Below are 26369 nucleotides of genomic sequence, written 5' to 3' on the forward strand. Positions count from 1 at the left end.
TGCTACTTGCCGAGCGCCTGCAGCGCGCGGGAAAACACCTCGTCGAGCCCGCCGACCGCGTCGACGGTGTGCACGTTGTCGCGGTAGTACTCCAGCAGCGGCTGGGTCTCGTCGCGGTACACCTGCATCCGGTTGTGGATGACTTCCTCGGTGTCGTCGGCGCGGCCGCGGGCCTTCAGGCGCTTGAAGAGCTCCTCTTCGGACACCGCGAACTCCAGGACCGCGTCGAGTTCGGTGTTGCGCTGTTTGAGCATCTTGTCGAGCGCCTTGGCCTGCTCGACCGACCGGGGGTAGCCGTCGAGGATGAAGCCCTCCGCGGCGTCGGGCTGGGTGATCCGGTCCTCGACGAGCTTGTTGGTCAGCTCAGATGGCACCAGGTCGCCGGCGTCGAGGTAGCGCTTGGCCTCCAGCCCGAGCGGGGTGCCGTCGCCGATGTTCTTGCGGAACAGGTCCCCGGTCGAGATCTGCGGGATGCCGAGCTTCTCGGAGAGCTTCTGGGCCTGGGTGCCTTTACCGGCGCCGGGCGGCCCGAGCAGAACGACCCTCACTTCAGGAACCCTTCGTAGTTGCGTTGCATGAGCTGGCTCTCGATCTGTTTGACCGTATCCAACCCGACGCCGATCATGATCAACACCGCAACACCGCCGAACGGCAGGTTCTGCACCGGGCCGCTCCCGCCGACGGACAGGAACATGTTCGGCAGCACGGCGATACCACCCAGGTAGATCGAGCCGGGCAGGGTGATCCGGTTGAGCACATAACGCAGGTAGTCGGCGGTCGGCGCGCCCGGGCGGATACCGGGGATGAAGCCGCCGAACTTCTTCATCTCGTCAGCACGTTCGTCGGGGTTGAACGTGATCGACACGTAGAAGTACGTGAAGAACACGATCAGGCCGAAGTAGACCGCGATGTAGATCGGGTCGGACGGGTTCGACAAGTTCTCGGCGACGAACCGCTGCCACCAGCCGGTGCCGGGGTTGGAGCTGCCGCTCTGGACCAACTGCGTGATCAGCTGCGGGATGTAGATCAGCGACGACGCGAAGATGACCGGGATGACACCGGCCTGGTTGACCTTCAGCGGCAGATACGTCGACGTGCCGCCGTACATTCGCCGGCCCACCATCCGCTTGGCGTACTGGACGGGGATACGCCGCTGGCCCTGCTCGACGAACACGACGCCGATGAGGATGGCCAGCGCGCCGGCGCAGACCAGGGTGAACACCAGGCCGCCGCGGCTCTCCAGGATCATCTGGCCCTCGCCGGGCATCGCCGAGACGATGCTGGCGAAGATGATCAGCGACATACCGTTGCCGATGCCGCGTTCGGTGACCAGCTCGCCCATCCACATCACCAGCGCCGCGCCCGCGGTCATCACCAGCACCATGACGACGAGCACGAAGATGTCGATGCCGTCGTTCTGGCCCTGGATGATGTCGAGCGAGCAGCCCTGCAGCAGCCCGCCGTTAGCGGCCAGCGCCACGATGCTGGTGGCCTGCAGGATGGCCAGCGCGATCGTCAGATAACGCGTGTACTGCGTCATCTTGGTCTGGCCGGCCTGACCTTCCTTGCGCAGCTGCTCGAACCGCGGGATCACCACGGTCAGCAGCTGCACGATGATGCTCGCGGTGATGTAGGGCATGATGCCGACCGCGAACACCGACAGCTGCAGCAGCGCGCCGCCGGAGAACAGGTTGATCAGGGAGTAGACCTGCCCGGCGTCACCGCCGCTGACCTCGGCGATGCACTTCTGGATGTTCGGGTAGTTCACGCCCGGCGACGGGATCGACGCGCCGATCCGGTAGATGATGACGATGCCCAGGGTGAAAAGAATCTTTCGCCTCAGGTCGACTGTCCGCAGCGATGAGATGAAAGCCGAAAGCACTCTTCCTCCTGCGCAGCCGACCTAGTGGCCGCAGCGTACGAACTGGGCTGGTGTGACCAGCGTCTTGGTTAAGTCGTGTGCGGACCTCCGCCGAGCGCGCAGCCTGCGAAGTTACCCGTCAAACAGTCTACGAGAGTAACAGTTGGAAACGCCTCGCCATGCATCCCAGACTCACAGCAGTCTCTCAGCTCGGGAACATACCGTGTCAAGCATCTCGTTATATCCACTAACTATCAACAGAGATGTAAGGAATCAGATGACGCGGACCGACAACGACACCTGGGATCTGGCCTCGAGCGTCGGGGCGACGGCCACGATGGTCGCGGCCGCCAGGGCGCTGGCCACCAACGCCGAGCAGCCCCTGATCGACGATCCGTTCGCCGATCCGCTGGTGCGTGCGGTCGGGGTGGATTTCTTCACCCGGCTGGTCACCGGGGAGCTGCGTCCCGCCGATTTCGACGACGACGGCGACATGGGCGGCATGCAGCGCATGACCGACAACATGGCGGTGCGGACCAAGTACTTCGACGAGTTCTTTTTGGATGCGACGCGCGCCGGCGTGCGGCAGGCGGTGATCCTGGCGTCCGGGCTGGACGCGCGCGCCTACCGGTTGGCGTGGCCTGCCGGCGTCGTCGTCTATGAGATCGACCAACCGGAGGTGATCGCGTTCAAGAGCGCCGCGCTGTCGGAACTGGGCGCCGAACCGACCGCGCAGCGTCGCGCAGTCGCTGTGGACCTGCGCTTCGACTGGCCGTCGGCGCTGATCGCGGCGGGCTTCGATCCCAGCCAGCCGTCGGCGTGGAGCGCTGAAGGCCTGCTGGGCTACCTGCCGCCCGACGCCCAGGACCGCCTGCTCGACACGATCACCGAGTTGAGCGCGCCGGGCAGCTGGTTAGCGGTGGAGAGCGTCCCCCATATCGATCCCGAGCATCAGGAGCAGGCGGCCGAGCGAATGCGCTCCGCGGCACAGCGGTGGCGTGAGCACGGCTTCGACCTGGACTTCACCGAGCTGGTGTACCTCGGTGACCGTAACGAGGCCGCCGCGTACCTGGATGACCGCGGGTGGCGGCTGACCCGCCGAAGCGTCCGGGATCTGCTCGTCGCCAACGGGCTGCCGCCGCTGGACGATGAGGCGGCCGCCGACTTCGGTGAGCTGCAGTACGTCAGCGGGATACTCACCGCATGAGCCGCACCGACAACGACACCTGGGACCTGGCGTCCAGCGTGGGCGCGACGGCGACTTCTGTGGCCGCTCAGCGCGCACTGGCCACCAAACAGCGCGATCCGCTGATCGTCGATCCCTACGCCGACGCGCTGGTCAACGCCGTCGGGCTCGAGCACTGCATCCGGATCGCCGACGGTGACCTGCCCTTCGACGATCCGATGCTCGACCGCCAGCGCATGTGTGAGCAGATCGCCGTGCGCACCCGCTACTTTGACGAGTTCTTCACCACCGCCGCATCGGCGGGTATCCGCCAAGCCGTCATCCTGGCGGCCGGTTTGGACACCCGCGCCTACCGGCTGCCGTGGCCGTCGGACGCCGTGGTGTTCGAGGTGGACCAGCCCGAGGTCATTGAGTTCAAGTCGACGGTGCTGGCCTCTCTGGGTGCCGCACCCCCCGCTGAGCGACGCACCGTCGCCGTTGACCTGCGCGACGACTGGGTTGGCGCGTTGCGGGACAAGGGTTTCGACGCGTCGGCGCCTACCGCCTGGATCGCGGAGGGGCTGCTGATCTACCTACCGCCGGATGCCCAGGATCGGCTGTTTGACAACATCACCGCGCTCAGCGCCCCGGGCAGCAGGCTGGCCACCGAACACATGGACGTCGCGGCCCTGTCGGGCGAATGGGCCGCCAAGCTCGACGAGCGGTCCCGCCGCATGGGCTCCCCCATCACCTTGACCGACCTGTTCTACTCCGGTGAACGCAACAGCGCACGCGATTATCTGACGGCCAACGGCTGGCGCGTCGAGGTGCTTGGCACCCGGGACGCGTTCACCGACAACGGTTTCCAGCTGCCCGACGAAGACCTGTTGGCCCTGGTCGGGGACTCCGGCTACCTTTGTGCGACTCTCGACTAGGAGGCCTTGATGGCGCGCAGCGACAACGACACCTGGGATCTGGCATCCAGCGTAGGCGCGACGGCGACGATGGTCGCCGCGCAACGCGTGCTGGCCCACCGCGAGGGGTTGATCGACGACCCGTTCGCCGAGCCACTGGTCCGCGCGGTCGGCCTGGACTTCTTCACCCAGGCGATCGACGGCGAGATCGATTTGGCGGCCGTCGATCCCGAGTTCAACGTGCGCCGGGCCGCCGAGGGGATGGCGGTGCGCACGCGTCACTTCGACCGGTTGTTCACCGACGCCGCCGAAGCCGGGGTGCGCCAGACGGTGATCTTGGCGGCCGGCCTGGACGCGCGGGCCTACCGGTTGGCGTGGCCGGCCGCGACGACGGTGTACGAGGTCGACCAGCCCGAAGTCATCGCGTTCAAGACCAAGACGTTGGCGGAGTTGGGTGCGCAGCCGACCGCCGACCGTCGCACGGTCGCCGTGGACCTGCGCGACGACTGGCCTCAAGCATTGCGCGACAACGGTTTCGACCCGTCACAGCCGACCGCCTGGATCGCCGAGGGCCTGCTCATCTACCTGCCGCCCGAGGCGCAGGACCTGTTGTTCGACCGGATCACCGAGCTTTCCGCGCCCGGCAGCCGGGTGGCCACCGAACACATCCCCGACATCACGATGTTCTCCGACGAGCGCTCGCAACGCATCGCCGAGCGGATGAAGAAGTACGGCTCGAACATCGAGATGGGCGAGCTGATCTATCACGATGAGCGCAACGACGTTCTCGAGTACCTGAGCGGGCACGGCTGGTCACCGTCGGCCCAGTCGATGCGGGACGCCTACGCCGCCAACGGGTTCACGTTTCCGGAGGAGGAGACGATCGGGATGTTCGCCGATATGAGCTACCTCAGCGCGGTGCTCTGACAGGCGTTGTCTCGGCGAGTTCGAGGAAGCGGCCGTAGCGGTCCTGTGTCGGGCCCGTCCACTGCGGATCGGGTTCGACGACGCGTGCGGTGTGTGCCCAGCGCGACGCGTCGGTGATTGACGACTCCAACCCGACGGCCACCCGGCCCAGAAACGCCGCGCCCAGCGCGGCGCCTTCGGGTATCGCGCTGACGTGTACCGGCAGCCCGGTCGCGTCGGCGACGGCCTGCATCCACGGCGCGACGCGGGTGCCGCCGCCGGTGGCGACGATGCGGGTCGCCGGCGCGCCGCTGCGCTCGACGAGTTGGCGCACGACGAACCCGGAGGCCTCGTAGGCGGCGCGGCGCACGCTGGCGCTGTCATGGGTGAGGTCGAGGCCGTCGAGCACGCCGCGGCGGTCCGGGTCGTGGTAGGGCACCCGCTCACCGCGGACGTACGGCGACCACACCGGCACCCGTCGCGCATCGACGGCCGCGCCCGCGCGAGGCCGCAGCAGGCGGTCCACCCAGCCCAGAAACAGCCCGCCGGCGTTGCTCGGCCCGCCGATCTGGCACCGGCCCGGCGTGCTGTGCGGCAGCGTCCACAGCCCGGGCACCTCGCGGTACGACTCGATCATCGTCCACACGATCAGCGTCGTACCGCACAGCACCAACACGTCGCCGACGTCGTCGGCGCCGGCGACCATCTGCTCGCACACCGCGTCCACCGCGCCGGCAGCCAGCACCGCCTCGGAGTCGTGAACCCGGCCGGCCGGCGTGCCGGTCGCCGCGACGCGTGGCATCTGCGCCGGGGTGACTTCGCAGTCGGCACAGACCTTTTCGCTCCAGCTGTCGCCGTCGTACAGCGGGTAACTGGTGCCGGCCGTCGTCGTGTCGATTATCGCCTCCCCCGCCAACGCGTGGTTGGCGGCGGCCGCCGCGGGCCAGTAGCCATGGGCGTCGGGGGCGTGCCTGGCGGTCCAGCGCAGGAACTCGACCGACTCGCCGGTGAGGAACCTGGTGTCGGGTCCGGCGTCGCGGGCGCGTCCGCGGCTGTCGCCGTAGAGCAGGCCCGGGGTCAGCGGCCGGCCCTCGGCGTCGACGGCGGTCAACGAGGGCACCATCGCGGTGACGGCCACCGCCGCCGCGTCCGGCACGCACAGTTCGGCGAGCGCGGTCAGCGGGCCGCGCCGCCACGCCTGGTCGGCGTCGTGCTCGAACCGATCGGGCCCGGGCACCCGCAGCCGATGGGGGGTCCGTGTCCTGGCCAGCACGTGGCCGTCTGCGTCGGCGGCGACGGCCTTGACGGCGGTGGTGCCGATGTCGATGCCGATTGTGACGTCTTTGGCTGACACGGGCGTCACCGTACGCCAGCATGGGCAATCGTGACCCGACTTCGCGCGCTCGTGACCGCACCGCTTCGCGGTCCGGGCTTCGACAAACTGCAGCAGTTGGTCGACGTGGTGTATGACCCCTGGATCGAGTTGCGCCCGCTACGGATCTACACGGCCGAACAGCTCGCCGAGCGCGCGGCGGCAGAGCGCGCCGATGTGCTTGTGGTCGAAGGTGATTCGGTTACCGGTCCGGTATTCGACCTGCCGCTGCGCGCGGTCGCCTCCACCCGCGGCGACCCGAACAACGTCGACGTCTCCGGCGCCACCGCGGCGCGAATCCCGGTGCTGCACACCCCCGCCCGCAACGCCGACGCCGTCGCGGAGATGGCCGTCGGACTGTTGTTCGCCGCGACGCGCCATGTGCTCACCGCCGACGCGGACGTCCGCGCGGGTGAGGTGTTTCGCGACGGAACCATTCCCTACCAGCGGTTCCGCGCCTGGGAGGTCGCGGGCCGCACGGCAGGCCTGGTCGGGCTGGGCGCGGTGGCGCGTGCGCTGCGGTGGCGGCTCGAGGGGCTGGGGATGACGGTGATCGCCTACGACCCCTACCACGACGAGGCCCGCCACAGCCTCGACGAACTGCTTCTCGCGGCCGACGTCGTGTCGCTGCACGCACCGGTCACCGAGGACACCGTCGGCATGATCGGGGCCGAGCAGTTCGCGGCGATGCGCGACGGGGTGGTGTTCCTCAACACCGCGCGCGCCCAGTTGCACGACACCGACGCGCTGGTCGACGCGCTGCGTCGGGGCAAGGTGGCCGCGGCAGGCCTGGACCATTTCGTCGGGGAATGGCTGCCGCCGGATCATCCGCTGGTGGCGATGGACAACGTCGTGCTCACCCCGCACATCGGCGGGGCGACGTGGAACACTGAGGCACGGCAGGCGCAGATGGTCGCCGACGGCCTGGAAGCGCTGCTGGCGGGGCGCACGCCCGCCCATATCGTCAATCCGGAGGTGCTCAGGCCATGAGGTTCGTGGACAACGCCGAGGACGCGGTGCTCGCAGCGGCCAAGGACATGCTGCGCCGCGGGCTGGTCGAGGGTACCGCTGGCAACATCTCGGCCCGGCGCGAGGACGGAAACCTCGTCATCACACCGTCATCGGTGGATTACCGCGATATGGCTCTCGAGGATCTTGTTGTCGTCGACCCGGACGGTGCGGTGGTGTCGGGCAAGGACGGTCGGGCACCGTCGTCGGAGATGGCGCTGCACCTGGCGTGCTACCGCGCGTTCGATGACATCGGCAGCGTGATCCACAGCCATCCCGTGTGGGCGACGATGTTCGCCGTTGCGCGCCAATCGATTCCGGCGTGTATCGACGAGTTCGCGGTCTACTGCGGCGGCGAGATCCGTTGTGCGGACTACGCGGCATCCGGCACCGCCGACGTCGGCCACAATGCGGTGAAGGCGTTGCAGGGCCGCGCGGCTGCGCTGATCGCCAACCACGGTCTGGTGGCCGTCGCGCCGCGGCCGGACAAGGCGCTGCACGTCACCGCGCTGGTGGAGCGCACCGCACAGATCGTTTGGGGTGCACGGGCGCTGGGCGGCCCGGTGCCGATACCCGAGGACGTCAACCGTAACTTCGCCGCGGTGTACGGGTATCTGCGCGAGCAGTCGTAGCTCCCCCGCCGGCCCGGTTGTCCCTTTCGGCGTAACGATGCGGCGGCTAGTAGCGGTGGTTGCCGAGCCAGAGCGCGCTCACCCCGGACAGCGAGCGGTCCGCGTTCTCCAGCACACCCGTCAATGACCGACCGACAAGCGCGGCGAACGCCTCGGGCAGCGAGGCCGCCGCGGGCTGCGACGACGGCTTGGGCCGCAGCAGGTCCATCAACGACGAACCGGGATAGGCGACCGTGCGGACCTCGTCCTCGGCGTCGAGCCCGGCCAGCACCTTCGCGCGGTTGATCGCGGTGCGCAGCCCGCCGAGTTCGTCGACCAGGCCACGCTCCAGCGCATCGGCGCCCGTCCACACCCGACCCCGGGCCACCACCTCGACGTCCTCGACGCTCAGCTTGCGGCCCGCCGCGACCCGCTCGATGAAGTCGGTGTAGAACAGGTCCGCTTCGTCCTCGACGTGCGCGCGCTGTTCTTCGGTGAACGGTTGGTTGACCGACCACGCGTCGGCGTTTCGATTGGTGCGCACCGAATCCGACCCCACCCCGAGCCGGTCCTTGAGCTCACGGGCCACCAGCTTGCCGGCCACCACACCGATCGACCCGGTGATCGTCCCCGGGTTGGCGACGATCGTATCGGCGGCCATCGAAACGTAGTAACCACCGGACGCCGCCACCGAACCCATCGACGCGACGACCGGGGTTCCGTTGGCGCGTACCCGATCCACCTCGCGCCAAATGGTTTCCGACCCGGTGACCGAGCCGCCGGGGCTGTCGACCCGCACCACGATGGCCACGACGTCGTCGGCGGCGGCGGCTTCGCGCAAAGCCGCGGTGATGGTGTCGGCGCCGACGCTGGAGTTGCCCAGCGGCAGCATCGGAGGCCCGCCACGACCGCTGACGATCGGCCCGTCCAGCGTCACCACCGCGACGACCGGTTTGGCCTTGGCGGCGATCGCGGGCAGCGACGGCCCGGACCGCGGCGCGGTGGCCCGCGCATACCGCGACAGATACAGCCGCGGCGGCGCGTCGTCGGAGTCGGCGTCCCCGGTTTCAGGTGAAATACCGGGCGCGCCAACCAGTTCGCCGATGCGGGCATAGGCTTCGTCGCGGAAACCGATGCGGTCGACGAGGCGGCCAGTGACGGCGTCGTCGCGCAGCAACGGCGCCTTGTCGACGAGCGCGTCGAGCTCCTCGGGATCGAGATGGCGGGACTTGCCCACGTCGGCCAGCACCTGGGCGTGCAGGCTTTCGATCAGCCGGCTGTCGGCTTCGCGGTGGGCGTCGGTGTAGCTGTTCTCCGTGAAACGGTTTGCGGCCGACTTGTATTCGCCGCGGGCGACGAACTGCGCCTCGAGGCCCGCCTTGTCCAGCGCGTCACGCAGGAACATCGCGCTGGTGGCGAAGCCGACCAACCCGACGGTGCCCGACGGCTGCATCCACACTTCGCGGAACGCCGACGCCAGGTAGTACGACATGGTGCCGGGATAGGTCTCGGCCCACGCCAGCGATGGTTTGGCGTCGCTGAACGCCGCGATCGCCGACCGTAGTTCCTGCACCGGCCCCGCCGCCGCGCCCGGAAGTTGGATCCGCGCGATCAGCCCCGCGACCCTGGGGTCCTCGGCGGCGCGGTGGATAGCATCCACGGCCCCCCGAAGCACCACCGGCCGGTCGCCGGCCAGAAACGCGAACGGATCGAACCCGCCGGTCTCGTTGGGCACCGACAGCAGGTCCATCTCCAGCACAACACCGTCCGGCACGCCACGGTGGCGGGCGGTGTCCATGCGCTTGACCAGCGCGCGAATGTCGTCAACTCCGGGGACGCCGGGCAGCAATGCGAACATGCTTCGAGCGTACCGACGTCAAAGCCGCCGGCCGAGCGGACTACAGTTCGGTCGCTGAACCGCCTGCCGCGGTGATCTTTTCGCGCGCGCTGCCGCTGAACTTGTGCGCGGTGACGTTGACCTTCACGGTCAGCTTGCCGTCGCCGAGCACCTTCACCAGCGTGTTCTTGCGCACCGCGCCCGCCGCGACCAGCTCGTCCACGCCGATATCGCCACCGTTCGGGAACAGCTTGTTGATATCGCCGACGTTGACGACCTCGTACTCGGTGCGGAACCGGTTCTTGAACCCCTTGAGCTTGGGCAGTCGCATGTGGATCGGCATCTGGCCGCCCTCGAACGTCGCGGGGACGTTCTTGCGGGCCTTGGTGCCCTTGGTGCCGCGACCGGCGGTCTTCCCGCGACCGGAGCCCTCACCGCGACCCACCCGGGTCTTGGCCGTCTTGGAGCCGGGGGCCGGCTTCAGGTCATGCAGTTTGATCGGAGTCATTTCGTCTCCACCGCCTCAACTTCTACGAGGTGATGCACGGTCTTGATCAGCCCGCGCGTCTGCGGGTTGTCCTCGCGGACGACGGACTGCCGGATCCGGCGCAGTCCCAGCGTCCGCAGGCTTTCCCGCTGCTTCCAGCGCGCACCGATGGTGCTGCGCACCTGGGTGATCTTCAGCTCTGCCATGGCTACGCCGACCCTTCCCGTGTGGTCGATGCCGCCAGTGCCTCGGCCTCGCGCCGGGCCCGCAGCATGCCTGCCGGCGCCACGTCCTCGATGGGCAGACCGCGACGGGCGGCCACCTCTTCGGGACGCTGCAGCATCTTGAGCGCGGCGACGGTGGCGTGCACCACGTTGATCGCGTTGTCACTGCCCAGCGATTTGGCCAGGATGTCGCGCACGCCAGCGCATTCCAGCACCGCACGAACGGCGCCGCCGGCGATCACACCGGTACCGGGGCTCGCCGGACGCAGCATCACCACACCGGCTGCGGCTTCACCCTGCACCGGATGCGTGATGGTGCCGCCGATCAGCGGAACCCGGAAGAAGTTCTTGCGCGCTTCTTCGACGCCCTTGGCGATGGCGGCCGGAACCTCCTTGGCCTTGCCGTAGCCGACGCCGACCATGCCGTTGCCGTCGCCGACGATCACCAGCGCGGTGAAGCTGAACCGGCGGCCACCCTTGACCACCTTGGAAACTCGGTTGATCGAGACGACGCGCTCGAGGTAGTTGCTCTTGTCACCGTCGCGGCCACGGCCGCCCCGGTCGTCGCGCCGGCCCCGTCCCTCGCGCTCACCGCGCGCCGGACGGCCTTCTGGGGGGCCGCCGGCAGTTGCCTGTTCGGCCATCATGCAGTCCTTCCGTTAACAGTCATTAGAACTTCAGCCCGCCTTCGCGCGCCGCGTCGGCCAGTGCCGCTATCCGTCCACCGTAGGTGTATCCACCGCGGTCGAACACGACCTTGTCGATCCCGGCGGCCTTGGCCCGCTCGGCGATCAACTGACCGACGCGCACGCTGTGGGCCTTCTTGTCGCCGTCGACCGCGCGCACATCGGGCTCGATCGACGACGCGGCAGCAAGCGTGGTGCCGTTGACGTCGTTCACCAGCTGCACGTGAATGTGCCGTGACGACCGGTGCACGACCAGGCGGGGCAGCTCGGCCGTGCCGGAGATCTTCTTGCGCAGTCGGGCGTGCCGCCGCAGCCGCGCGGTGCGCCGAGCCTCGGAGATGTTGCGCCCCACGGCCACGCGCTTCGCGGACTCTGTCTGAGAAGCCATATCTACTTACCTGTCTTTCCGACCTTGCGGCGGATCTGTTCACCCGCGTAGCGAACGCCCTTGCCCTTGTAGGGGTCCGGGCGGCGCAGCCGGCGGATGTTCGCCGAGATCTGACCGACCTTCTGCTTGTCGATACCCGAGATCGAGAACTTGGTGGGCGACTCCACCGCGAAGGTGATGCCCTCCGGCGCCTCGACGCTGACGGGATGGCTGAAGCCAAGGGAGAACTCGAGGGTGTTGCCCTTGAGCTGCACGCGGTAACCGACGCCGTGGATCTCCATCTTGGTGGTGTAACCCTCGGTCACCCCGGTGATCAGGTTGGCCACCAGCGTGCGCGACAACCCGTGCAGCGAACGGTTGTGCCGGTCGTCGTCGGGTCGGGTCACCACGATGGCGCCCTCGTCGTCGCGCGACACCTTGATCGGCTCGGCGACGGCCAGTTCAAGAGAACCCTTGGGCCCCTTGACCGCCACGTGCTGACCGTCGATGGTCACGTCGACCCCGGATGGCACCAGGACCGGTTGCTTTCCAATGCGGGACATGTCTAAACCTCCCTCACCACACGTACGCGAGGACTTCGCCGCCCACGCCCTCGCGAGCCGCCTGGCGGTCGGTCTTCAGCCCAGCCGACGTCGAAATGATCGCCACCCCAAGGCCGCCGAGCACCCGCGGCAGGTTCGTGGACTTCGCATAGACGCGCAGACCGGGCTTGGACACCCGGCGCAGACCCGCAATGCTGCGCTCACGGCTTGGCCCGTACTTCAGTTGCACCACCAACGATTTGCCGACCCGAGCATCCTCGGTGCGGTAATCGGAGATGTAACCCTCGGTCTTGAGGATCTCGGCGATGTTGGCCTTCAGCTTCGAGTGCGGCAACGTCACCTCATCGTGGTACGCCGAATTGGCGTTGCGCAGACGCGTCAAGAAGTCTGCGATCGGATCCGTCATGGTCATCGGGCGCTGCTCCTCATCGTCGCTGCGCTCCGCATCGTCGTCATCGCGGTCATGACAGGGGGTTCACCTTCCTCGCGGCGGTTCCCGTCAGGGCCTGCCGCGCACCTGTTCTAGTAGTGGTCTGCTGTTACCAGCTGGCCTTCTGGACGCCGGGCAGTTCGCCGGCATGTGCCATCTCGCGCACGCAGATCCGGCACAGGCCGAACTTGCGAAACACCGCGCGAGGCCGGCCGCACTTGCTGCACCGGGTGTAGCCGCGCACCTTGAACTTCGGCTTCTTGTTGGCCTTGTTGACCAATGCCTTCTTTGCCATCTAGCTCAGTTCTCCTTGAACGGAAAGCCCAGCGCCCGCAACAGCGCCCGGCCTTCGTCGTCGGTCGTCGCCGAGGTGACGACGGTGATGTCCATACCGCGTGGGCGGTCGATGCTGTCCACGTCGATCTCGTGGAACACCGACTGCTCGGTCAACCCGAACGTGTAGTTGCCGGTGCCGTCGAACTGCTTGGGCGAAAGCCCGCGGAAGTCGCGGATACGCGGCAGCGCAATCGAAATCAGTCGGTCCAGGAACTCCCACATCCGGTCGCCGCGCAGCGTGACGCGGGCGCCGATCGGCATGCCCTCGCGCAACTTGAACTGTGCGATCGACTTGCGGGCCCGGCGCACCTCCGGCTTCTGGCCGGTGATGAGCGCGAGATCGTTGACGGCGCCGTTGATCAGCTTGGCGTCGCGGGCGGCGTCGCCGACGCCCATGTTGACGACGACCTTGACCACGCCGGGGATCTGCATGACGTTGCCGTAGCCGAACTCCTGTTGGAGCGAATCCCGGATTTCTTGGCGGTAGCGCTGCTTGAGGCGCGGCAGGCTCTTGGTTTCGGTGCTGGTCATGAGATGTCCTTGCCGTTGGTCTTGGCGATGCGGACCTTCTTGCCGGTCTCGTCGTCCCTGCGGTATCCGACGCGGGTCGGCTTACCGTCGGAGTCGACGACCATCACGTTGGAAACGTGGATCGGGGCCTCCTGGGTGACGATGCCGCCGGACTGGGCGCCGCGCTCGTTGCTCGATACCGCGGTGTGCTTCTTGATCCGGTTCACGCCCTCGACGAGCACCTTGTTGCGTGTCGGGTAGGCCACCAGCACCTTGCCCTTGGCGCCCTTGTCCTTACCGGAGATCACCAGCACGGTGTCGCCTTTGTGGACCTTCATCTACAACACCTCCGGGGCGAGCGAGACGATCTTCATGAAGCGCTTCTCGCGCAGTTCGCGGCCGACCGGGCCGAAGATGCGCGTGCCGCGCGGATCGTTGTCGGCCTTGATGATGACCGCGGCGTTCTCGTCGAACTTGATGTAGCTGCCGTCGGCGCGACGGCGTTCCTTGACGGTGCGCACGATGACGGCTTTCACGATCTCGCCGCGCTTGATGTTGCCGCCGGGTATGGCTTCCTTGACGGTCGCCACGATGACATCGCCGATGCCGGCGTAGCGCCGCCCGGAGCCACCGAGCACGCGGATGCACAGGATCTCCCGTGCGCCGGTGTTGTCGGCGACCTTCACCCGCGATTCCTGCTGAATCACTCGATCTCCTCGACCTGGTATTTGTATGCACGCCAGATACCGACCTGGACGTACGCGGTCTGCTGTCACCGAAGGGCACGCGGGGCCTATCCGGGAAGGATCGGCCGAGGTCTGCCCAAGGCAACCGCCTAATACTAGGTCACGACCTGCGCTGAACCAAATCCGTCACCTCACCGCCGAACGTGGGTTACCAGCACGCTTTGCGCGCGGTAAGCGTGCGTCGACCCCACACTCGGCGTTCAGGCGTCGGCCACGCAGCGGAAGCCGATGTGGGTGGTCGCGCTGTCCTGTGACTGCGGTGACCGCGCCGAGGGCCGGTAGCGGTGGCAGTACTCCGGGGCGCACAGGTACGAGCCGCCCTTGAGGGCCTGGTGAACGGCCGGATCGGCGGGTCCGCTCGGTGTGCAGCAGGCCTTCGGCGGCTCGTCGAGGCGGTGATGGCCCCGAAACCGCGTCGTCGTCCACTCCCACACGTTGCCGATCATGTCGACCAGGCCGAACGCGTTGGGCGGAAACGTGCCGACCGGCGACGTGCCGACCCAGCCCAGCGCGCCGGTGTTGCGGTACGGGAAGTCGCCCTGCCAGATGTTGGCCATCACCTGCCCGTCCGGGCTCACCTCCTCTCCCCAGGAATAGGTCGACGTCGTCCCGCCGCGGGCGGCGAACTCCCACTCGGCCTCGGTGGGTAGCCGGCGACCGGCCCAGCGCGCGTAGGCGGCGGCGTCCGGATAGGCCACCTGCACGACGGGGTGGTCCGCCCGGTCCTGCCACGACGGCCCGCCGGGCCCGAACGGATGCCGCCAGCACGCCCCCGGCGTCCACGTCCACCACTGCCGCCAGTCGCGCAGGTCGACGGGCCCGGACGTGGGTCGAAACACCAACCCGCCCGGCACCAGGTCCTCGGCGGCCGCACCCGGGTAGAGCGCCGGATCCACCGGTCGTTCGGCGACGGTGCGGTAGCCGGTCTCCTCGACGAACACGGCGAACTGCGCGTTGGTCACCGGATGGCGTTCGACGGCGAACGCGGCGACCGTGACGGTGTGCGACGGCGCCTCTTCCGGATAGAACTGCGTCGAGCCCATCCGGAAGGGCCCGCCCGCCACCTCGACGAGCTCGGTGAGCATGACCTCAGGGTAGAACGACGGTGAAGTCGGCCATCAGCGGTGAGGACAGCGGGTCGAAGTGCGGTGTGTCGGCCGGCCCTTCGACGTGGACGGCGACGAGATAGTTGTTCGTGTTGGTCCAGATGTGCGCGATGCGGTCACCGAATTCGACGGCCTTCTCGGTCGCGCCCGACCACATCCCCAGCAGCTTCTGCCCGCTGTAGCCGCACAGCTCCGCTGGTAACACGCTGACGCTGCTGACGTTGGCCCCCGCCATCGCGTCGTTGACGTACTGCTCGAACGCCTCGGCCGGATCCAACTGGGTACGCGCGATCGTCACCGTCGCCGAAAGCCCGTCCGGGCCCTGCAGTTTCGCGCCGACGTCACCGTCGCCCGCCGACGTGGACCAGCCCTCCGGCAGCGCGACGGTGATTCGGGGCGCCGCCGGGTCGTCGACCTTCGCGACCACGCCGACCGGCGGCGGGTCGGAAGGTTCGCAGGTGGCCGCCCCCGCGGGCACCGGTGTGCGCGTGGTAGGGGCGATGCCGGGCTCGGGAAGTGTGGTCTGCGGGGTCGGGATGGCTCGCGTCGACGGCGTCGACGTGGCGGGGACGGCGGTATCGGCGGGCACCGGCGTGCCTTCGCTGGTCCTGTCGCACGCGGTGAACACGACGGCACCAAGGCCGAGCGCGGCGAGCGCCGCCCACCGGGTGCTCATCAGTCCCTAGCAAATGCGCGCGCGAACTCGCGTTCGACGTCGACGTACGGCTGACCGGAGACGTCGACGTTCACCTGGGCGATGGTGCCGCCGGTGAACGCGAAAGGCGGTTTGTACGAACGTGATACCGGTGAGCCGGTGTTGCGGCCGATCCCGAGCGCGGCGCCGGCGAGGCCGAACGTGCCCGGGTGGATCTTCATCCCGGTCATCGTGGCCACCTCGGCGTCGTCGATGTAGAGGGCGGCGTCGCCGATCGGCGTGTGGCTGCCCTCGACCGTGCCGGTGCGGGTGAACGCGACACCGAACCTGTGCCGGCCCGCTGGCACGGTGTCCCGCGACGACAACTTCTGCTCGTCCTCACCGAGGAAGTTGTAGACGTAGTGCAGCCGGCCGTCCTGCAGGAACAGCGTGTGTCCACCATGTGCCGCACCGTGTTTGAACACCACGCCTTGGGCGTCGGTGCTCTCGGTGGTGACCTCGGCGATGACGACGAACGACCGGCCCGCGATCTCCACGGCGGCGCCCGTCCCGACCTCAGCGGCGCCCGGGTAGTACACGTAACTGTCGCGGGCACCGGCCAGGCTGGGCCGCCACCGGCCGATGGTTTCGAACACGTCGAGGTCCCCGAGGGGTAGACCGTTGTACTTGTCGGCCTCGCTGAACCACAGCGCCTGAAGTTCTTCGAGCTTCTCCGGGTGCTCGGTGGCCAGATCACGGGTTTGGCTGCGGTCGGCCTCGATGTGATAGAGCTCCCAGCGGTCCTTGTCGAAATGTGACCAGCCCGACGGTGACGCCGGGTGCACCGTGTTCGCGAACCACCCCTTGTGCCAGATCCCGCGGGTGCCCAGCATCGTGTAGAACTGCGTCTCCTTACCGGTGGGAATATCCGGATCGGTAAGGGCCACTTTGAAGCTCATCCCGTCGAGTGGCTTCTGAGGTATCCCCCTGACGGTGGCGGGCGGGGTGATCTCGAGTAGGTCGTAGACCGTCGGGGTGATGTCGCAGACGTTGACATAGTTGTCGCGCACTTCTCCGTGCGCACGGATGCCCTTGGGCCAGGAGATGATTGCCGTATCGGCGATGCCGCCCTCATGGGAGGCGTAGCGCTTGAACAGTTTGTAGGGCGTGTTGAAAGCCATCGCCCAGCCGATCGGGTAGTGGTTGTAGGTCTCGGGCCCACCGAGGACGTCGAGGACTTTGAGCCCGTCCTCGACGGTGTCGATGTAGCCGTTGAAGAACTTGACCTCGTTCACCGAACCGTTCGGGCCGCCCTCACCGCTGGCGCCGTTATCGGAGATGACCACGATGATGGTGTTGTCGAGTTGGCCGGACTGCTCCAAATAGTCCAGGACGCGGCCGATTTGGTCATCGGTGTAGGACAAAAACCCGGCGAACACCTCGGCCATCCGGGTGAACAGCTTCTTCTCGTCGTCGTTCAGATCGTCCCAGGGGCGCACCGTGTCCTGCTCCGGCCACTTCTGGCCGTCCGGTCCCGTGACATCCAGATACGGGTTGACCGACGAGAGTTCGGTATCCGGCGGGACGATGCCGAGCCGTTTCTGGTTCTCCAGCACGACGTCGCGGTAGCGCTCGTAGCCCATGTCGAACTTGCCCGCGTACCGGTCCGCCCACTCCTTGAACACATGGTGCGGCGCATGCCCTGCGCCCGGACACAAGTAGGTGAACCACGGCTTGTCGGGAGCGATCACCTTGGCGTCGCGAATGAACTCGATCGTCTTGTCGGCGAGGTCCTTAGACAGGTGGTAGCCGTCCTCGGGGGTGCTCGGCGGCGCGACGGGATGGTTGTCGTAGACGAGGTCGGGATACCACTGGTCGGTCTCACCGCCCATGAACCCGTAGAACCGCTCGAACCCGCGAGACAGCGGCCAATGTCGTTTGGTGGACGCCAGATTCGACTCCTCGAGCGGTGTCATGTGCCACTTGCCGACCGCGTAGGTGTTGTAGCCGTTCTCGGCCAGCACTTCGGACAACAGCGCCGAGTCGTGCGGGATGCGCCCGCTGCAGCCCGGAAAACCGTCGGTGAACTCTTCGACGGTAGCCATGCCGACCGTCGTCGGGTTGCGGCCGGTGAGCAGCGAGGCGCGGGTCGGCGAGCACAACGCGGTGGTGTGGAACTGTGTCAGCCGGACACCCCGTTCGGCGATGCGACTCATGGTCGGCATCTCGACCAGACCGCCGAAGCAGTCCCACGTGGCGATGCCGACGTCGTCCCAGACGAGGTACAAGACGTTGGGCGCGCCCTCGGGCGCCACCGGTGCGGCGTACGGTCCCCAGTCCGGTTCGGAATCTCGGATGTCGAGTTCGATTTTGCCGTGAAATTCCGTCGCCATGGCCCGCAGGCTACACGCGCGCGGCGACGGTTTGCTAAGGAATCGGCGACGTTGCGATCACGGGCTTCTTGTTCAGCCACCACTGCACGACGCACAACGGAATCACCCAGCCCAGCCATCCCCCCATGCCGGCCACGAACCAGAGAAAGATCTCCTGGTTGCCGCCAAACACAGTGTCCTGCAACGGATGGAACGCGATGTAAACAACAGGCGCCCAGACTCGGTTGGTGATGATCGAAAACGTCAGCGTCGCACTGCGAATCATGTGCCGTCGATGTTCGGCGAAATGCCGTCGCCGTGCCGCCAGAAACCCGTTCACCGTGAACCAGAGCCACAGCGTGCCCAGCACGACGTTGCTGACCGCCAGTATTGGGCCGAACGGGGTGGCGGCTCCGATGACGATGGCCGACGCGGCGGCCGGAACCGTTGCACTGACGTAGACGCGGCCGGCGCGCCGATGCAGGGCGGGGTGTCGGCGACGCAGGCCGGGCCAGAGTTGTGCGACGGCGGTGACCATCGCGACGCTGCCCAACATGACGTGGGCGATCAACAACGGGTAGTGCAGCGCGAACGTCGCGGGCACCCGGGTGCCGCCGCTGAAGTACGGCCGCAGCGAGTAGGCCAGAAACGCCGCGACGACGACGAGCAGCGCTACGGCTAGCCGCCGGCGGCCGGTAGTTGTTGCGTATGGCATACGCACGAAGCGTACGGCATACGCGTCACGGCATGCAATCGTTTATGCTGGCGAGAAATGACCGAACCTCTGCCCCGCGCGCTGGAGATTTTGTGGCGCGAACCGAGCGCACCGCGACGCTCGGCGGGGCTGAGCCGTGACCGCATCGTCGATGCGGCCATCGCGGTGGCCGACGCCGATGGCCTGGGCTCGCTGTCGATGGCCCGGGTGGCCGAACGTCTGGGCTGCGGCACGATGTCGCTGTACCGGCACGTCGCCAACAAGGACGAGCTGTTGACCTTCATGCTGTCGGTCGCCACGCGACAACCACCCACCCTGGATCCATCGGATTGGCGTGCGGCGCTCAGTGATTGGGCTATGGGCCTGTGGCAGCTCTACCACCGGCACCCATGGATTCTGCAGGCCAGCGTCGCGGGCCCGCCCGCCGATCCGGGCCAGGTGGCTTGGCTGGACGCAGGCCTGGCGGCGTTGGGCCGCACCGGGATGGCCGAACGTGACAAGCTCGCGGCGGTCTTGGTCGTGCTGCACTTCGCGCGCGGCGCTGCGGCAGTACACCTTGCAGCCAGCCATGTCGACAGCCCGGACTACCCCACGCTGCTTCGCCGGGTGATCGACACGGATCGGTTCCCCGCGTTGAGCGCGGCGCTGGCGGACGGGGTGTTCGATGACGCCGACAACGACCGCGAGGCCGACTTCAAGTCGGGGTTGCGTCAACTGCTCGACGGCATCGCCACCCGGGTGAAGTAGCCGCGGTTAGGCGTTCGGTGACACGTCGTTGACCCGGTAGAGCCGCCAGTCGGGTTGGCTGTCACCGTTGTTCGGGATTTCCAGCTCGAGCGTGGCGACATCGGCGCCGGTGTCGTAGAGCGTCGGGTACCGCAGGTTCAGCGCATCCGCGGTGCCACGACCCTCCCGTGGTATCGCGAGCATGTACCTGACGCCGTGCGCGGTCGGCGCGTTGAGCACCGCGGTGAAGTCCGGATCCGAGGGCACCACAAACATTCGCGGGCGACTCGAGGCCGCCAGGATGGCGAACCCGTACTCGGTGTCGACGATGACCGAACCGTCCGGAAGGTCGAGCCGTTCAAGGTAATCGGCGATCTCACGCTCGGTGGAGAAGCTGGCGGCGATCCGGTGCTCGATGGCTTTGCGCTCGTCGACGCTGTCGGGCTGCGGTGCCAGCACCGCGCCGAGCGCGTACTCCTGCGGTGCGTACTCAGGCTTTCCCATGCCCCACGCGGTGACGGGTATGGCGACCGCGAACGCCACTGCCACCGGGGCGTAAACGGCCCAGGACCGCCGTCGTCCGGCCGCCCCGACGGCGGGCCGCGCCGTGGCGAACTTACCGCGTCGCTTGGCGGGTGCCAGCACGCCGTCGGGCACGGCGAGCATCGCCAGGCACGCCGCAAGCGGGACCGCGATGATGTAGAACCGCAGAAACGGGAAGGTGGACCCGGTGGCATAGCTGAGGGCCTGAAACGTCAATGCGGCACCGAATATCGCGACCGGTGGGGCAAGTACGTGCCAGTCGGGTGCGCGTCGTCGGCGCGCCACAGCCAGGATGGCAAGGGGCACCAATGTCGGCGCCAGCAAGGTGATGCAGATCGCGGCAAAGGTGAGCCCTTCGCCGAAACCCGGTGCGCTGTGGCCGGATTGCTCGAGGATGGCGGCATTCCCGTATTGCGAGGTGAACTGCCCGAACGCCTCGCCGGTGATCAACCAGCTGACCCCGGCCCAGCCGAGGAAGGCCGCCAGGCCAGGGCCGCTGACCATGATCATGTCCAGCAGCGCGCGGCGCAACCGGGGGGCAGGACGCGCGCGCAGATAGGTCGTCGAACCCACCAGTACGCCGGCAGCCGCGATGCAGGCCACAGCGTCGTATCGGGTCAGATAAGCCAGCCCCATCGCGATGCCGCCCGCCGTCACCAGGTGATGAACGTCGTCGTCGAGCATCCACATGATGAGCCGCCGCACCGCCCAGGACATGAAGAACAGGAACGGCGCCTCGCTCATCCCGTTGGCACCGTAGAAAATGATCATCGGGTTGAGCGCGAACAACGCCGTGATCGCCAGCACGTAGCTGCGCGGTAGCCCCCGATCGGTGCCCATGCTCATGATCTGGATGACCGCACCGGCCATGAAGACCGCCGACATGATGGTTCCGGAGAACGCCCGCTCCGCCATGTCCGGCCACAACGGGCTGGCGCCGATCGCCGGTATCTGCACCACCGCGGTCAACGGCGTGAAGATGAACCCGATTGCGGCCAGGTGCGGGTCCCGGCTGAACAGCACCGCTTGCGCCGCCGAGACCCGCGCCAGCGCGTCGCCCATGATGAACCCGTTCTGGACCTGAAGCCAGTAACCGACGGCCAGGTAGGCGGTGAGCGCCATCAGAAAGACCGTTACGCGGAGCCGACGGTTCGACCATCCGGCCATGGTCATGTGGACCCGTCGGCGTCGTCGGGTTGTTCGGCGAGCCCGTGAAAAGTCTTCTCCCAGTACGACGGTTGGCGGATCAACTGATAGCAGCCCTTGGCGGCGGCGATGCTCATCATCAACCAGAAGGCCGGCACGGTCAGCGCCGCCAGCAGAAGGTCGGATCGGTCGTCTTCGCGTAGCGCAATCAGGTTCATGTAGAGGGTGGCGGCGTTACCCAGAATCAACGCGATCAAGGCGGGAAAGTAGACGAACGCGGGGAACACATCTTCGACGACTGCGGGCTGGCCGAGGAACCACAGGAGGGTGATCAGCCAGAACGCCAGGTTCAGCACGGCGATGATCGGCGTACCACCCAGCACCAGGTTGAACCGGACGAAACCGCGCAGACCGATGGTGCGGAACAGTTGGACGGGCCGCCTGATGTGCACCAGCCAGGTCTGCAGATAGCCCTTGTACCAACGTGATCGCTGGCGGATCCAGTTGATCGGATCGCTGTTGGCTTCCTCGAGGGTGCTCGAGTCGATGACGGCGGTGTGGTATCCGTGTGCGGCGATGCGCAACCCGAGGTCGGCGTCTTCGGTGACGTTGAACGGATCCCAGGCGCCGATCTCGTCGAGCACGCTGCGCCGCAGGTGGTTCGACGTGCCTCCCAACGGGATCGGCGACGTGCTCATCATCATGCCCGGCAGCAGATAACCGAACCACAGCGCGTACTCGGCGGTGAACCACGCGGTCAGGAGATTCTGGTGGCCGTTGTAGTACACCAGCTTGGCCTGCACGCATGCGGTCTTCTCCGACAGTCGGCGGAACGCGGCGACCACCCGCCGAAGCTGCAGGGGTTCGGGCATGTCCTCGGCGTCGTAAATCGTGACGATGTCACCGGTGGCGAACTGCAGTCCGTAGTTGCACGCCTTCGGTTTCGTCCGGGGTTCCGCGGGTGGAACCAACAGGATGGTGATCGCGTCGGATTGTTCACATGCCTTGGCGGCGTTGATGGTTACCGCGTCGTCGGCCTCGAGTAGCAATAGCACCTGAAGCTTGTCAGGTGGATACTCCAGCGCGGCCATCGATCCGATCAAATCTCCCACGACCTCGGGCTCGTTGTATGCGGGAACCAGGATGGTGTAGCGCGGCAGTTCGTGGTCGGTGAGTGCGCGTGCCTCCTCGTCGGATATCACGATCGCGCGCGACGCCAGCCCTTCGCGGAAGATCAGTAGCCGGTCGAGCATCGTCAGCAGGTAGGCGAGCGTACACGCGGCGACCAGCACCACCGCAGTGGTCATCGGTCGCCAGGCAATACCGATGACCACGACGGCGAGCGCGGCCCACAGCATCCACCGCTGCCACCGCACGAGCGGGCTCGACGCCGAATGCAGGGGATTGTCTTCGCGCAGGCCATCGATCGCGCGGTGCAGCGCATGCGCCTGCTCGGTTTCGGAGATCTTGCCGGCGGCAGGGTCGTCGAAGTTCGTGGTCATCGGTGCCCCGCCGCCAGAAACTGCGCGGCCACGAGCGCACGGCCGAACTCGGTCAGCAGGTCACCGTCTTTGAACCCCGGCGAGTCGTCGCTGAGCACAGCGTTACCACGGAACAACATGGTGATCAGGCTCCGCAGTGTGGAGGCCATACTGTCGGAAGGGGTGGGAAACTGTGCGTCGGGTTCATGGTTGTCGACGGCGAAAACCGTGACGCGTTGGCCCAGCTGCGAGTTGCCCCAGCCGAAGGTCAGCCCGGTCCAGGTGATGAGCAGCTTGTCGTCGACCACCGAGTAGAGGTTTCCCTTGATGCCGAAACCGAGTTCGACCCGCTGGGGCGCGCTGATTCGCGCTTCGGCGAGGTTGTAGAGCACCCGCATCGGATAGATCTCGAACGCGAACGGACGATCGGTGACGATGTTGTCGACGACGAGCGTGCGCGGCCGTGCGAACTTGTCGAAGCGGGGCTCGCCGGTGTCGGCCGTCATCCGCTGTCGGGTGAGCTCGCTGCCCCCGCCGTAGAACCGGTGCACCCAGCCGAAATTCTCGTAACCGGTGGAGGTCCATCCCGTCGGTGCGACCAGCGGCTGGCCCGCGACCGGCCGGCCGGGGGCCATGCCGGAGAGTCGCGATTCGGTGGCCTCGGACGGCAACGGAATGAGCGTCAGCACTATCGTCACCCCCAGCACCAGCGGTGCTGCAGCCCAAACCTGGCTGGCGGCAAGGGGTTCCACTTTGCGGTCCAGGACGCGTTTGGGAACACCACGCCTGGCCTGAAAGTACATGCTGACCGCCACGACCGATATCGCGGTGAGCCCGGGCACCTGTTGGTAAACCCATACGGGCGCGGAATTGAAGAACAATCCGATCGCGATGAGCACGGCGAAGCCGACCCCCCAGGTCGCCATTGACCCGATGAACCCGCGCCTGAACGTGCGCCCGACGGCGATGCCGGTGCCGATGGCCGCGATGATCAACGTGGACGCGCCCGCGGCGAACTTGCCGCCGCCCAGGAACACCACCGACAGGTAGTACGGCAGCGAGAACACCATGAACATCAGCGCCCACACCCACCCGAACCGGATGACCGGGCGCAGCCCGAAAAGCACGATGCTCGAACTGAGTACGAACAACCACATCGCCACCAGATCGAGCCGCAGCAAGTAGAAATACAGTGCGAATCGCGGCACCAGGACTCCCTGGACCAGCATGGCCAGTACCAGTCCCATGCTGCCGACGATGATGTCGGTCTGGCGGTCGTGAATGGGCAGTTCGGTCCGGTGCCGACGCGCCACGCCGAGCGACACCAGCACGGCGGCCGCGGGTACCACCCACACGTACCCGCCGACGCCTTCGTTGCGTGTGGTGCGAACGACGCTTGCGATGCTGTCGTGAAACGCCACGGCGGTGCAGGCCACGATGAGCGCCCAGCGCGCCGCCAACCGGTACGTGGGGTGCAGGGCGTACCACCACGACAGAAGCGACCGTCCCGGTGTAGCAGCCGGAGCGTCTGCCGTCGCGGTGCTCATGGTCGGCCTCGGGCCCGCCTGCTACGCAACACGATCAGCGCGGACCCGACGGCGAGTAACGCTGCGACGGCGCCGAGAAAGGCCCACGACCACGGGAAGCTGTCCTCGGCGGTCACCGCTTCCGGTTGCGCGACGGTGCTTGTGCCCACCACGACGGGGCTTCGGTCGGGTGTCGCGATGAGCGCGCTACCGCTGACGCGCGACCAGCGTTCGACATCGGCGTTGATCCAGTTCAGCAGATCGTCGAGTTGTGCGGCACCGTTGTTGGAGGTGGCGATCAGCAGGGTGCGCTCACCGTCATACACCGTCTGCAGGGATCCGAACGGGCGCGCGGGATCGAGGGTGACCGTACCCTCTTCGCCGGTCCCGTCGACGTTCGCCACGGTGATCTGGTCTTCTGCGTTTGTGTTGACGGGCAACGTGATCCGGTCGTCGGACCATCCGTCGGCACTGACCACCACGGCTGGATTGGCCGAACCGGCCGCGTCGTCGACGGAGGTGACGGTGGTGCCGATGGGCAGCGCGCTGAGCCGCTGCAATGCGACCAAGAGGGCCACCGCGCGCCGAGTGTCGTCGAACCCGCCGTCGATACCGACGTTCAGCCGCGGCATCAGCGCCTGGGGCACCGACTGGAACCCACCCGGCACCGGCGGCTTCGCCGCGGTGCTCTCCACCGGGCTGTCGCCGTCGATGGTGAGCGTGATCGGCTGGAATTCGCCGCAGCGGCCGGTGTTTCCGGCGACTCTGATCGCCACACCGAGGTTGATGTAGCGCTGCAGCAGCTGATCCGGGATGTTGACCCAGCGGTCGATCTTGCCCGACTCGTCGGTAGGCCACTGGTCGATGGTCTCACCGGAGATGGACGCGACCAGGTCGCCGCCGACCGACGACGGCAGCGGCGTGTACGAACCGCGCAGGTGCACACGGATGTTGCGCGCGGAGCGGCCGAGCCGGGTCTGGTCCAGCCCGATCGTCACCTGTGGCGCCAACGCTGTCGCGTTGACCCCGGGTTGACCGAGTCCGCGCAGCGAGGTGACATCGGCCGGCAAGACCGGACTGGACCGAAGGGGTCCCGCTACGGCGCTCGAGCTCAGCGCGAGCCGCCCGACGTCGCTGGACAGCATCCGCACCTGATCGGAAAGCGCGTCCGCAGAACCGGTTATCTCCAGAACCGGCACCCCGGCGTCGCCCTGCAGCGCGACACCGGCGTCGGGGCTTTCCCGGATGACGACGTGGCGCTGCATCGGCGCCGACGGCTCGGCGGGCGCATTCGTCTCGGTGCCAAGTGGATTGACCGTCACTTCGGGATACTGCTGGCCGTAGTGGGCAACGACCGCGGTCGCCAACCGTATCGCCGCGTCGGACTCGGCGCGTGTCGGTGTCGTCGGCAGATACATGTTGAGCTGGCGCAGCACCGGGGGCAGAAAGTCGGCGACCGTGGTCGGCGCCGCTTCCACGCCGGTGTAGCGCACGGCGGTGTTGACCAGCCGCAGCGGGTTCGACGGCTCCAGACAGTAGCCCTCGATCGGAACCAGGTAGGTGCGCAGCGTCACAGTGGCCGCGTTGTCCTCGATCCGCACCCCGGTCAGCGGTATCGTCACCGGCCCACCCTCAGGCGGCAGCGGCACCCGCGAAAGCGTGCGGTCGTCTTGCATCGCGGTGATGGTGCCGACGCCCACGTTGACCGGCATCTCGACCACCGCGTCGACGCTCTCGGGGACCAGACCCCGGGGCACCGGAACGGTTATCGACATCACGCCCTGGTCGCCGTAGAACGCCAACGTCGACGTCGCACCGAGGACGTCCAGGCCGAGGCTGGGCGCGTCGGCCACCATGCCCCCCTCGCCGGGTTGCGGCCATGCCGCCGGCGCCGTGAACGACAGCGCAAGCCCGACACCGCACACCGCGGTGACGAATTTCAACCACAGCCGCTGTTTCCCCCCAGTCACAGCAAATCAGTATGCCCAAAATTCAGGCTGTAGCCGTCGAATACGAATTTTCCATGCGAAGGTCGGTACCAGGCCGAAATGATCCCACTCGGCTGTGCGCGGCCGATACTCCTGCAGGCGCTCCCGC

28 protein-coding genes are annotated in these 26369 nt (G+C 67.3%); 6 read left to right on the top strand and 22 right to left on the bottom strand.

All coding sequences use genetic code 11. From position 1 onward, the window contains the following. Nucleotides 1-2: 2 nt before the first annotated feature. Nucleotides 3-548: an adenylate kinase gene (locus tag ABQE93_RS09610; RefSeq protein WP_448406787.1), complete on the bottom strand. Its 546-nt coding sequence runs from the start codon at nucleotides 546-548 to the stop codon at nucleotides 3-5. Beyond that, entirely contained in the window at nucleotides 545-1882 is a 1338-nt protein-coding gene (gene secY / locus ABQE93_RS09615; protein ID WP_448406786.1) for a preprotein translocase subunit SecY, read from the bottom strand. Before secY ends, ABQE93_RS09610 begins: the two co-directional genes overlap by 4 nt. Before the next feature lie 256 nt (nucleotides 1883-2138). On the opposite strand from secY, the gene ABQE93_RS09620 reads away from it, so the two are divergent. Genes ABQE93_RS09620 through ABQE93_RS09630 form a run of 3 tightly spaced genes read left to right on the top strand, consistent with a single transcriptional unit; the run spans nucleotide 2139 to nucleotide 4867 of the window. Then, a complete protein-coding gene (locus ABQE93_RS09620) occupies nucleotides 2139-3068 on the top strand; it encodes a class I SAM-dependent methyltransferase (RefSeq protein WP_448406785.1) in 930 nt (309 codons plus the stop codon). Beyond that, on the top strand, nucleotides 3065-3961 hold the full coding sequence (locus tag ABQE93_RS09625) for a class I SAM-dependent methyltransferase (protein ID WP_448406784.1): 897 nt from the start codon (nucleotides 3065-3067) through the stop codon (nucleotides 3959-3961). The genes ABQE93_RS09620 and ABQE93_RS09625 overlap by 4 nt, the downstream gene beginning before the upstream one ends. A gap of 9 nt (nucleotides 3962-3970) precedes the next feature. Beyond that, on the top strand, nucleotides 3971-4867 hold the full coding sequence (locus ABQE93_RS09630) for a class I SAM-dependent methyltransferase (protein ID WP_448406783.1): 897 nt from the start codon (nucleotides 3971-3973) through the stop codon (nucleotides 4865-4867). Here ABQE93_RS09630 and ABQE93_RS09635 read toward each other — a convergent pair. Then, on the bottom strand, nucleotides 4851-6200 hold the full coding sequence (locus tag ABQE93_RS09635) for a xylulokinase (RefSeq protein WP_448406782.1): 1350 nt from the start codon (nucleotides 6198-6200) through the stop codon (nucleotides 4851-4853). The genes ABQE93_RS09630 and ABQE93_RS09635 overlap by 17 nt on opposite strands. A 27-nt stretch (nucleotides 6201-6227) precedes the next feature. Here ABQE93_RS09635 and ABQE93_RS09640 point away from each other — a divergent pair, with 27 nt between their 5' ends. Then, on the top strand, nucleotides 6228-7208 hold the full coding sequence (locus ABQE93_RS09640) for an NAD(P)-dependent oxidoreductase (RefSeq protein ID WP_448407253.1): 981 nt from the start codon (nucleotides 6228-6230) through the stop codon (nucleotides 7206-7208). Next, entirely contained in the window at nucleotides 7205-7858 is a 654-nt protein-coding gene (locus ABQE93_RS09645) for an L-fuculose-phosphate aldolase (RefSeq protein WP_448406781.1), read from the top strand. Before ABQE93_RS09640 ends, ABQE93_RS09645 begins: the two co-directional genes overlap by 4 nt. Before the next feature lie 46 nt (nucleotides 7859-7904). On the opposite strand, the gene sppA is transcribed toward ABQE93_RS09645, so the two are convergent. From sppA to ABQE93_RS09720, 15 genes are all read right to left on the bottom strand, one after another. Then, nucleotides 7905-9695 (bottom strand): signal peptide peptidase SppA, encoded by a 1791-nt coding sequence (gene sppA, locus ABQE93_RS09650; protein ID WP_448406780.1) that lies wholly within the window; start codon nucleotides 9693-9695, stop codon nucleotides 7905-7907. Nucleotides 9696-9735: 40 nt separating this feature from the next. Beyond that, a complete protein-coding gene (gene rplO / locus ABQE93_RS09655; protein WP_448406779.1) occupies nucleotides 9736-10182 on the bottom strand; it encodes a 50S ribosomal protein L15 in 447 nt (148 codons plus the stop codon). After that, nucleotides 10179-10367: a 50S ribosomal protein L30 gene (rpmD, locus tag ABQE93_RS09660; RefSeq protein WP_448406778.1), complete on the bottom strand. Its 189-nt coding sequence runs from the start codon at nucleotides 10365-10367 to the stop codon at nucleotides 10179-10181. The genes rplO and rpmD overlap by 4 nt, the downstream gene beginning before the upstream one ends. Nucleotides 10368-10369: 2 nt before the next feature. Then, complete coding sequence (rpsE, locus tag ABQE93_RS09665) at nucleotides 10370-11029, bottom strand: 30S ribosomal protein S5 (RefSeq protein WP_448392794.1); 660 nt, start codon at nucleotides 11027-11029, stop codon at nucleotides 10370-10372. 25 nt (nucleotides 11030-11054) lie between these two features. Next, a complete protein-coding gene (gene rplR, locus ABQE93_RS09670; protein WP_448406777.1) occupies nucleotides 11055-11459 on the bottom strand; it encodes a 50S ribosomal protein L18 in 405 nt (134 codons plus the stop codon). Nucleotides 11460-11461: 2 nt separating this feature from the next. Next, nucleotides 11462-12001, bottom strand: coding sequence for a 50S ribosomal protein L6 (gene rplF / locus ABQE93_RS09675; RefSeq protein WP_448406776.1), 540 nt, complete (start codon nucleotides 11999-12001; stop codon nucleotides 11462-11464). Between the two features lie 13 nt (nucleotides 12002-12014). Next, nucleotides 12015-12413, bottom strand: a complete 399-nt coding sequence (rpsH, locus tag ABQE93_RS09680) for a 30S ribosomal protein S8 (protein ID WP_069405603.1) — start codon at nucleotides 12411-12413, stop codon at nucleotides 12015-12017. A gap of 127 nt (nucleotides 12414-12540) precedes the next feature. Continuing rightward, nucleotides 12541-12726: a type Z 30S ribosomal protein S14 gene (locus ABQE93_RS09685; RefSeq protein ID WP_046753705.1), complete on the bottom strand. Its 186-nt coding sequence runs from the start codon at nucleotides 12724-12726 to the stop codon at nucleotides 12541-12543. 5 nt (nucleotides 12727-12731) lie between these two features. Continuing rightward, on the bottom strand, nucleotides 12732-13298 hold the full coding sequence (gene rplE / locus ABQE93_RS09690; protein ID WP_448406775.1) for a 50S ribosomal protein L5: 567 nt from the start codon (nucleotides 13296-13298) through the stop codon (nucleotides 12732-12734). After that, entirely contained in the window at nucleotides 13295-13615 is a 321-nt protein-coding gene (gene rplX, locus ABQE93_RS09695) for a 50S ribosomal protein L24 (RefSeq protein ID WP_448392789.1), read from the bottom strand. The genes rplE and rplX overlap by 4 nt, the downstream gene beginning before the upstream one ends. Further along, entirely contained in the window at nucleotides 13616-13984 is a 369-nt protein-coding gene (gene rplN / locus ABQE93_RS09700) for a 50S ribosomal protein L14 (protein WP_163897914.1), read from the bottom strand. Between the two features lie 239 nt (nucleotides 13985-14223). Next, complete coding sequence (locus tag ABQE93_RS09705) at nucleotides 14224-15108, bottom strand: formylglycine-generating enzyme family protein (protein WP_448406774.1); 885 nt, start codon at nucleotides 15106-15108, stop codon at nucleotides 14224-14226. 4 nt (nucleotides 15109-15112) lie between these two features. Beyond that, a complete protein-coding gene (locus tag ABQE93_RS09710; protein ID WP_448406773.1) occupies nucleotides 15113-15805 on the bottom strand; it encodes a hypothetical protein in 693 nt (230 codons plus the stop codon). Continuing rightward, the gene (locus ABQE93_RS09715; protein WP_448406772.1) at nucleotides 15805-18156 is read right to left on the bottom strand and encodes an arylsulfatase; all 2352 of its coding nucleotides are present in this window, start codon (nucleotides 18154-18156) and stop codon (nucleotides 15805-15807) included. The genes ABQE93_RS09710 and ABQE93_RS09715 overlap by 1 nt, the downstream gene beginning before the upstream one ends. A gap of 34 nt (nucleotides 18157-18190) precedes the next feature. Further along, nucleotides 18191-18850: a DUF2306 domain-containing protein gene (locus ABQE93_RS09720; protein WP_448406771.1), complete on the bottom strand. Its 660-nt coding sequence runs from the start codon at nucleotides 18848-18850 to the stop codon at nucleotides 18191-18193. Nucleotides 18851-18907: 57 nt separating this feature from the next. Between ABQE93_RS09720 and ABQE93_RS09725 the strand changes: the two genes are divergently transcribed. Then, a complete protein-coding gene (locus tag ABQE93_RS09725) occupies nucleotides 18908-19597 on the top strand; it encodes a TetR/AcrR family transcriptional regulator C-terminal domain-containing protein (RefSeq protein ID WP_448406770.1) in 690 nt (229 codons plus the stop codon). Nucleotides 19598-19603: 6 nt separating this feature from the next. Here the strand turns inward: ABQE93_RS09725 and ABQE93_RS09730 are convergent, their stop codons facing one another. The 4 genes from ABQE93_RS09730 to ABQE93_RS09745 are packed head-to-tail and all read right to left on the bottom strand — an operon-like array spanning nucleotide 19604 to nucleotide 26242. Beyond that, a complete protein-coding gene (locus ABQE93_RS09730) occupies nucleotides 19604-21241 on the bottom strand; it encodes a glycosyltransferase family protein (RefSeq protein WP_448406769.1) in 1638 nt (545 codons plus the stop codon). A 47-nt stretch (nucleotides 21242-21288) separates the two neighbouring features. Beyond that, a complete protein-coding gene (locus tag ABQE93_RS09735; protein ID WP_448406768.1) occupies nucleotides 21289-22767 on the bottom strand; it encodes a glycosyltransferase in 1479 nt (492 codons plus the stop codon). Continuing rightward, nucleotides 22764-24293, bottom strand: coding sequence for a hypothetical protein (locus ABQE93_RS09740; RefSeq protein WP_448406767.1), 1530 nt, complete (start codon nucleotides 24291-24293; stop codon nucleotides 22764-22766). Before ABQE93_RS09740 ends, ABQE93_RS09735 begins: the two co-directional genes overlap by 4 nt. Continuing rightward, entirely contained in the window at nucleotides 24290-26242 is a 1953-nt protein-coding gene (locus ABQE93_RS09745; protein ID WP_448406766.1) for a hypothetical protein, read from the bottom strand. The genes ABQE93_RS09740 and ABQE93_RS09745 overlap by 4 nt, the downstream gene beginning before the upstream one ends. Between the last annotated feature and the right edge of the window lie 127 nt (nucleotides 26243-26369).

It is taken from the genome of Mycolicibacterium sp. XJ662 (assembly GCF_053484035.1).

Excerpts from the sequence above, each read along its gene's own strand:
- ABQE93_RS09620 (WP_448406785.1), top strand. The coding sequence starts at position 2,139 with ATGACGCGGACCGACAACGACACCTGGGATCTGGCCTCGAGCGTCGGG.
- ABQE93_RS09625 (WP_448406784.1), top strand. The coding sequence starts at position 3,065 with ATGAGCCGCACCGACAACGACACCTGGGACCTGGCGTCCAGCGTGGGC.
- ABQE93_RS09630 (WP_448406783.1), top strand. The coding sequence starts at position 3,971 with ATGGCGCGCAGCGACAACGACACCTGGGATCTGGCATCCAGCGTAGGC.
- ABQE93_RS09645 (WP_448406781.1), top strand. The coding sequence starts at position 7,205 with ATGAGGTTCGTGGACAACGCCGAGGACGCGGTGCTCGCAGCGGCCAAG.
- sppA (WP_448406780.1), bottom strand. The coding sequence starts at position 9,695 with ATGTTCGCATTGCTGCCCGGCGTCCCCGGAGTTGACGACATTCGCGCG.
- rplO (WP_448406779.1), bottom strand. The coding sequence starts at position 10,182 with ATGACTCCGATCAAACTGCATGACCTGAAGCCGGCCCCCGGCTCCAAG.
- rpmD (WP_448406778.1), bottom strand. The coding sequence starts at position 10,367 with ATGGCAGAGCTGAAGATCACCCAGGTGCGCAGCACCATCGGTGCGCGC.
- rpsE (WP_448392794.1), bottom strand. The coding sequence starts at position 11,029 with ATGGCCGAACAGGCAACTGCCGGCGGCCCCCCAGAAGGCCGTCCGGCG.
- rplR (WP_448406777.1), bottom strand. The coding sequence starts at position 11,459 with ATGGCTTCTCAGACAGAGTCCGCGAAGCGCGTGGCCGTGGGGCGCAAC.
- rplF (WP_448406776.1), bottom strand. The coding sequence starts at position 12,001 with ATGTCCCGCATTGGAAAGCAACCGGTCCTGGTGCCATCCGGGGTCGAC.
- rpsH (WP_069405603.1), bottom strand. The coding sequence starts at position 12,413 with ATGACCATGACGGATCCGATCGCAGACTTCTTGACGCGTCTGCGCAAC.
- ABQE93_RS09685 (WP_046753705.1), bottom strand. The coding sequence starts at position 12,726 with ATGGCAAAGAAGGCATTGGTCAACAAGGCCAACAAGAAGCCGAAGTTC.
- rplE (WP_448406775.1), bottom strand. The coding sequence starts at position 13,298 with ATGACCAGCACCGAAACCAAGAGCCTGCCGCGCCTCAAGCAGCGCTAC.
- rplX (WP_448392789.1), bottom strand. The coding sequence starts at position 13,615 with ATGAAGGTCCACAAAGGCGACACCGTGCTGGTGATCTCCGGTAAGGAC.
- ABQE93_RS09705 (WP_448406774.1), bottom strand. The coding sequence starts at position 15,108 with ATGCTCACCGAGCTCGTCGAGGTGGCGGGCGGGCCCTTCCGGATGGGC.
- ABQE93_RS09710 (WP_448406773.1), bottom strand. The coding sequence starts at position 15,805 with ATGAGCACCCGGTGGGCGGCGCTCGCCGCGCTCGGCCTTGGTGCCGTC.
- ABQE93_RS09715 (WP_448406772.1), bottom strand. The coding sequence starts at position 18,156 with ATGGCGACGGAATTTCACGGCAAAATCGAACTCGACATCCGAGATTCC.
- ABQE93_RS09720 (WP_448406771.1), bottom strand. The coding sequence starts at position 18,850 with ATGCCATACGCAACAACTACCGGCCGCCGGCGGCTAGCCGTAGCGCTG.
- ABQE93_RS09725 (WP_448406770.1), top strand. The coding sequence starts at position 18,908 with ATGACCGAACCTCTGCCCCGCGCGCTGGAGATTTTGTGGCGCGAACCG.
- ABQE93_RS09730 (WP_448406769.1), bottom strand. The coding sequence starts at position 21,241 with ATGGCGCTCACCGCCTACCTGGCCGTCGGTTACTGGCTTCAGGTCCAG.
- ABQE93_RS09735 (WP_448406768.1), bottom strand. The coding sequence starts at position 22,767 with ATGACCACGAACTTCGACGACCCTGCCGCCGGCAAGATCTCCGAAACC.
- ABQE93_RS09740 (WP_448406767.1), bottom strand. The coding sequence starts at position 24,293 with ATGAGCACCGCGACGGCAGACGCTCCGGCTGCTACACCGGGACGGTCG.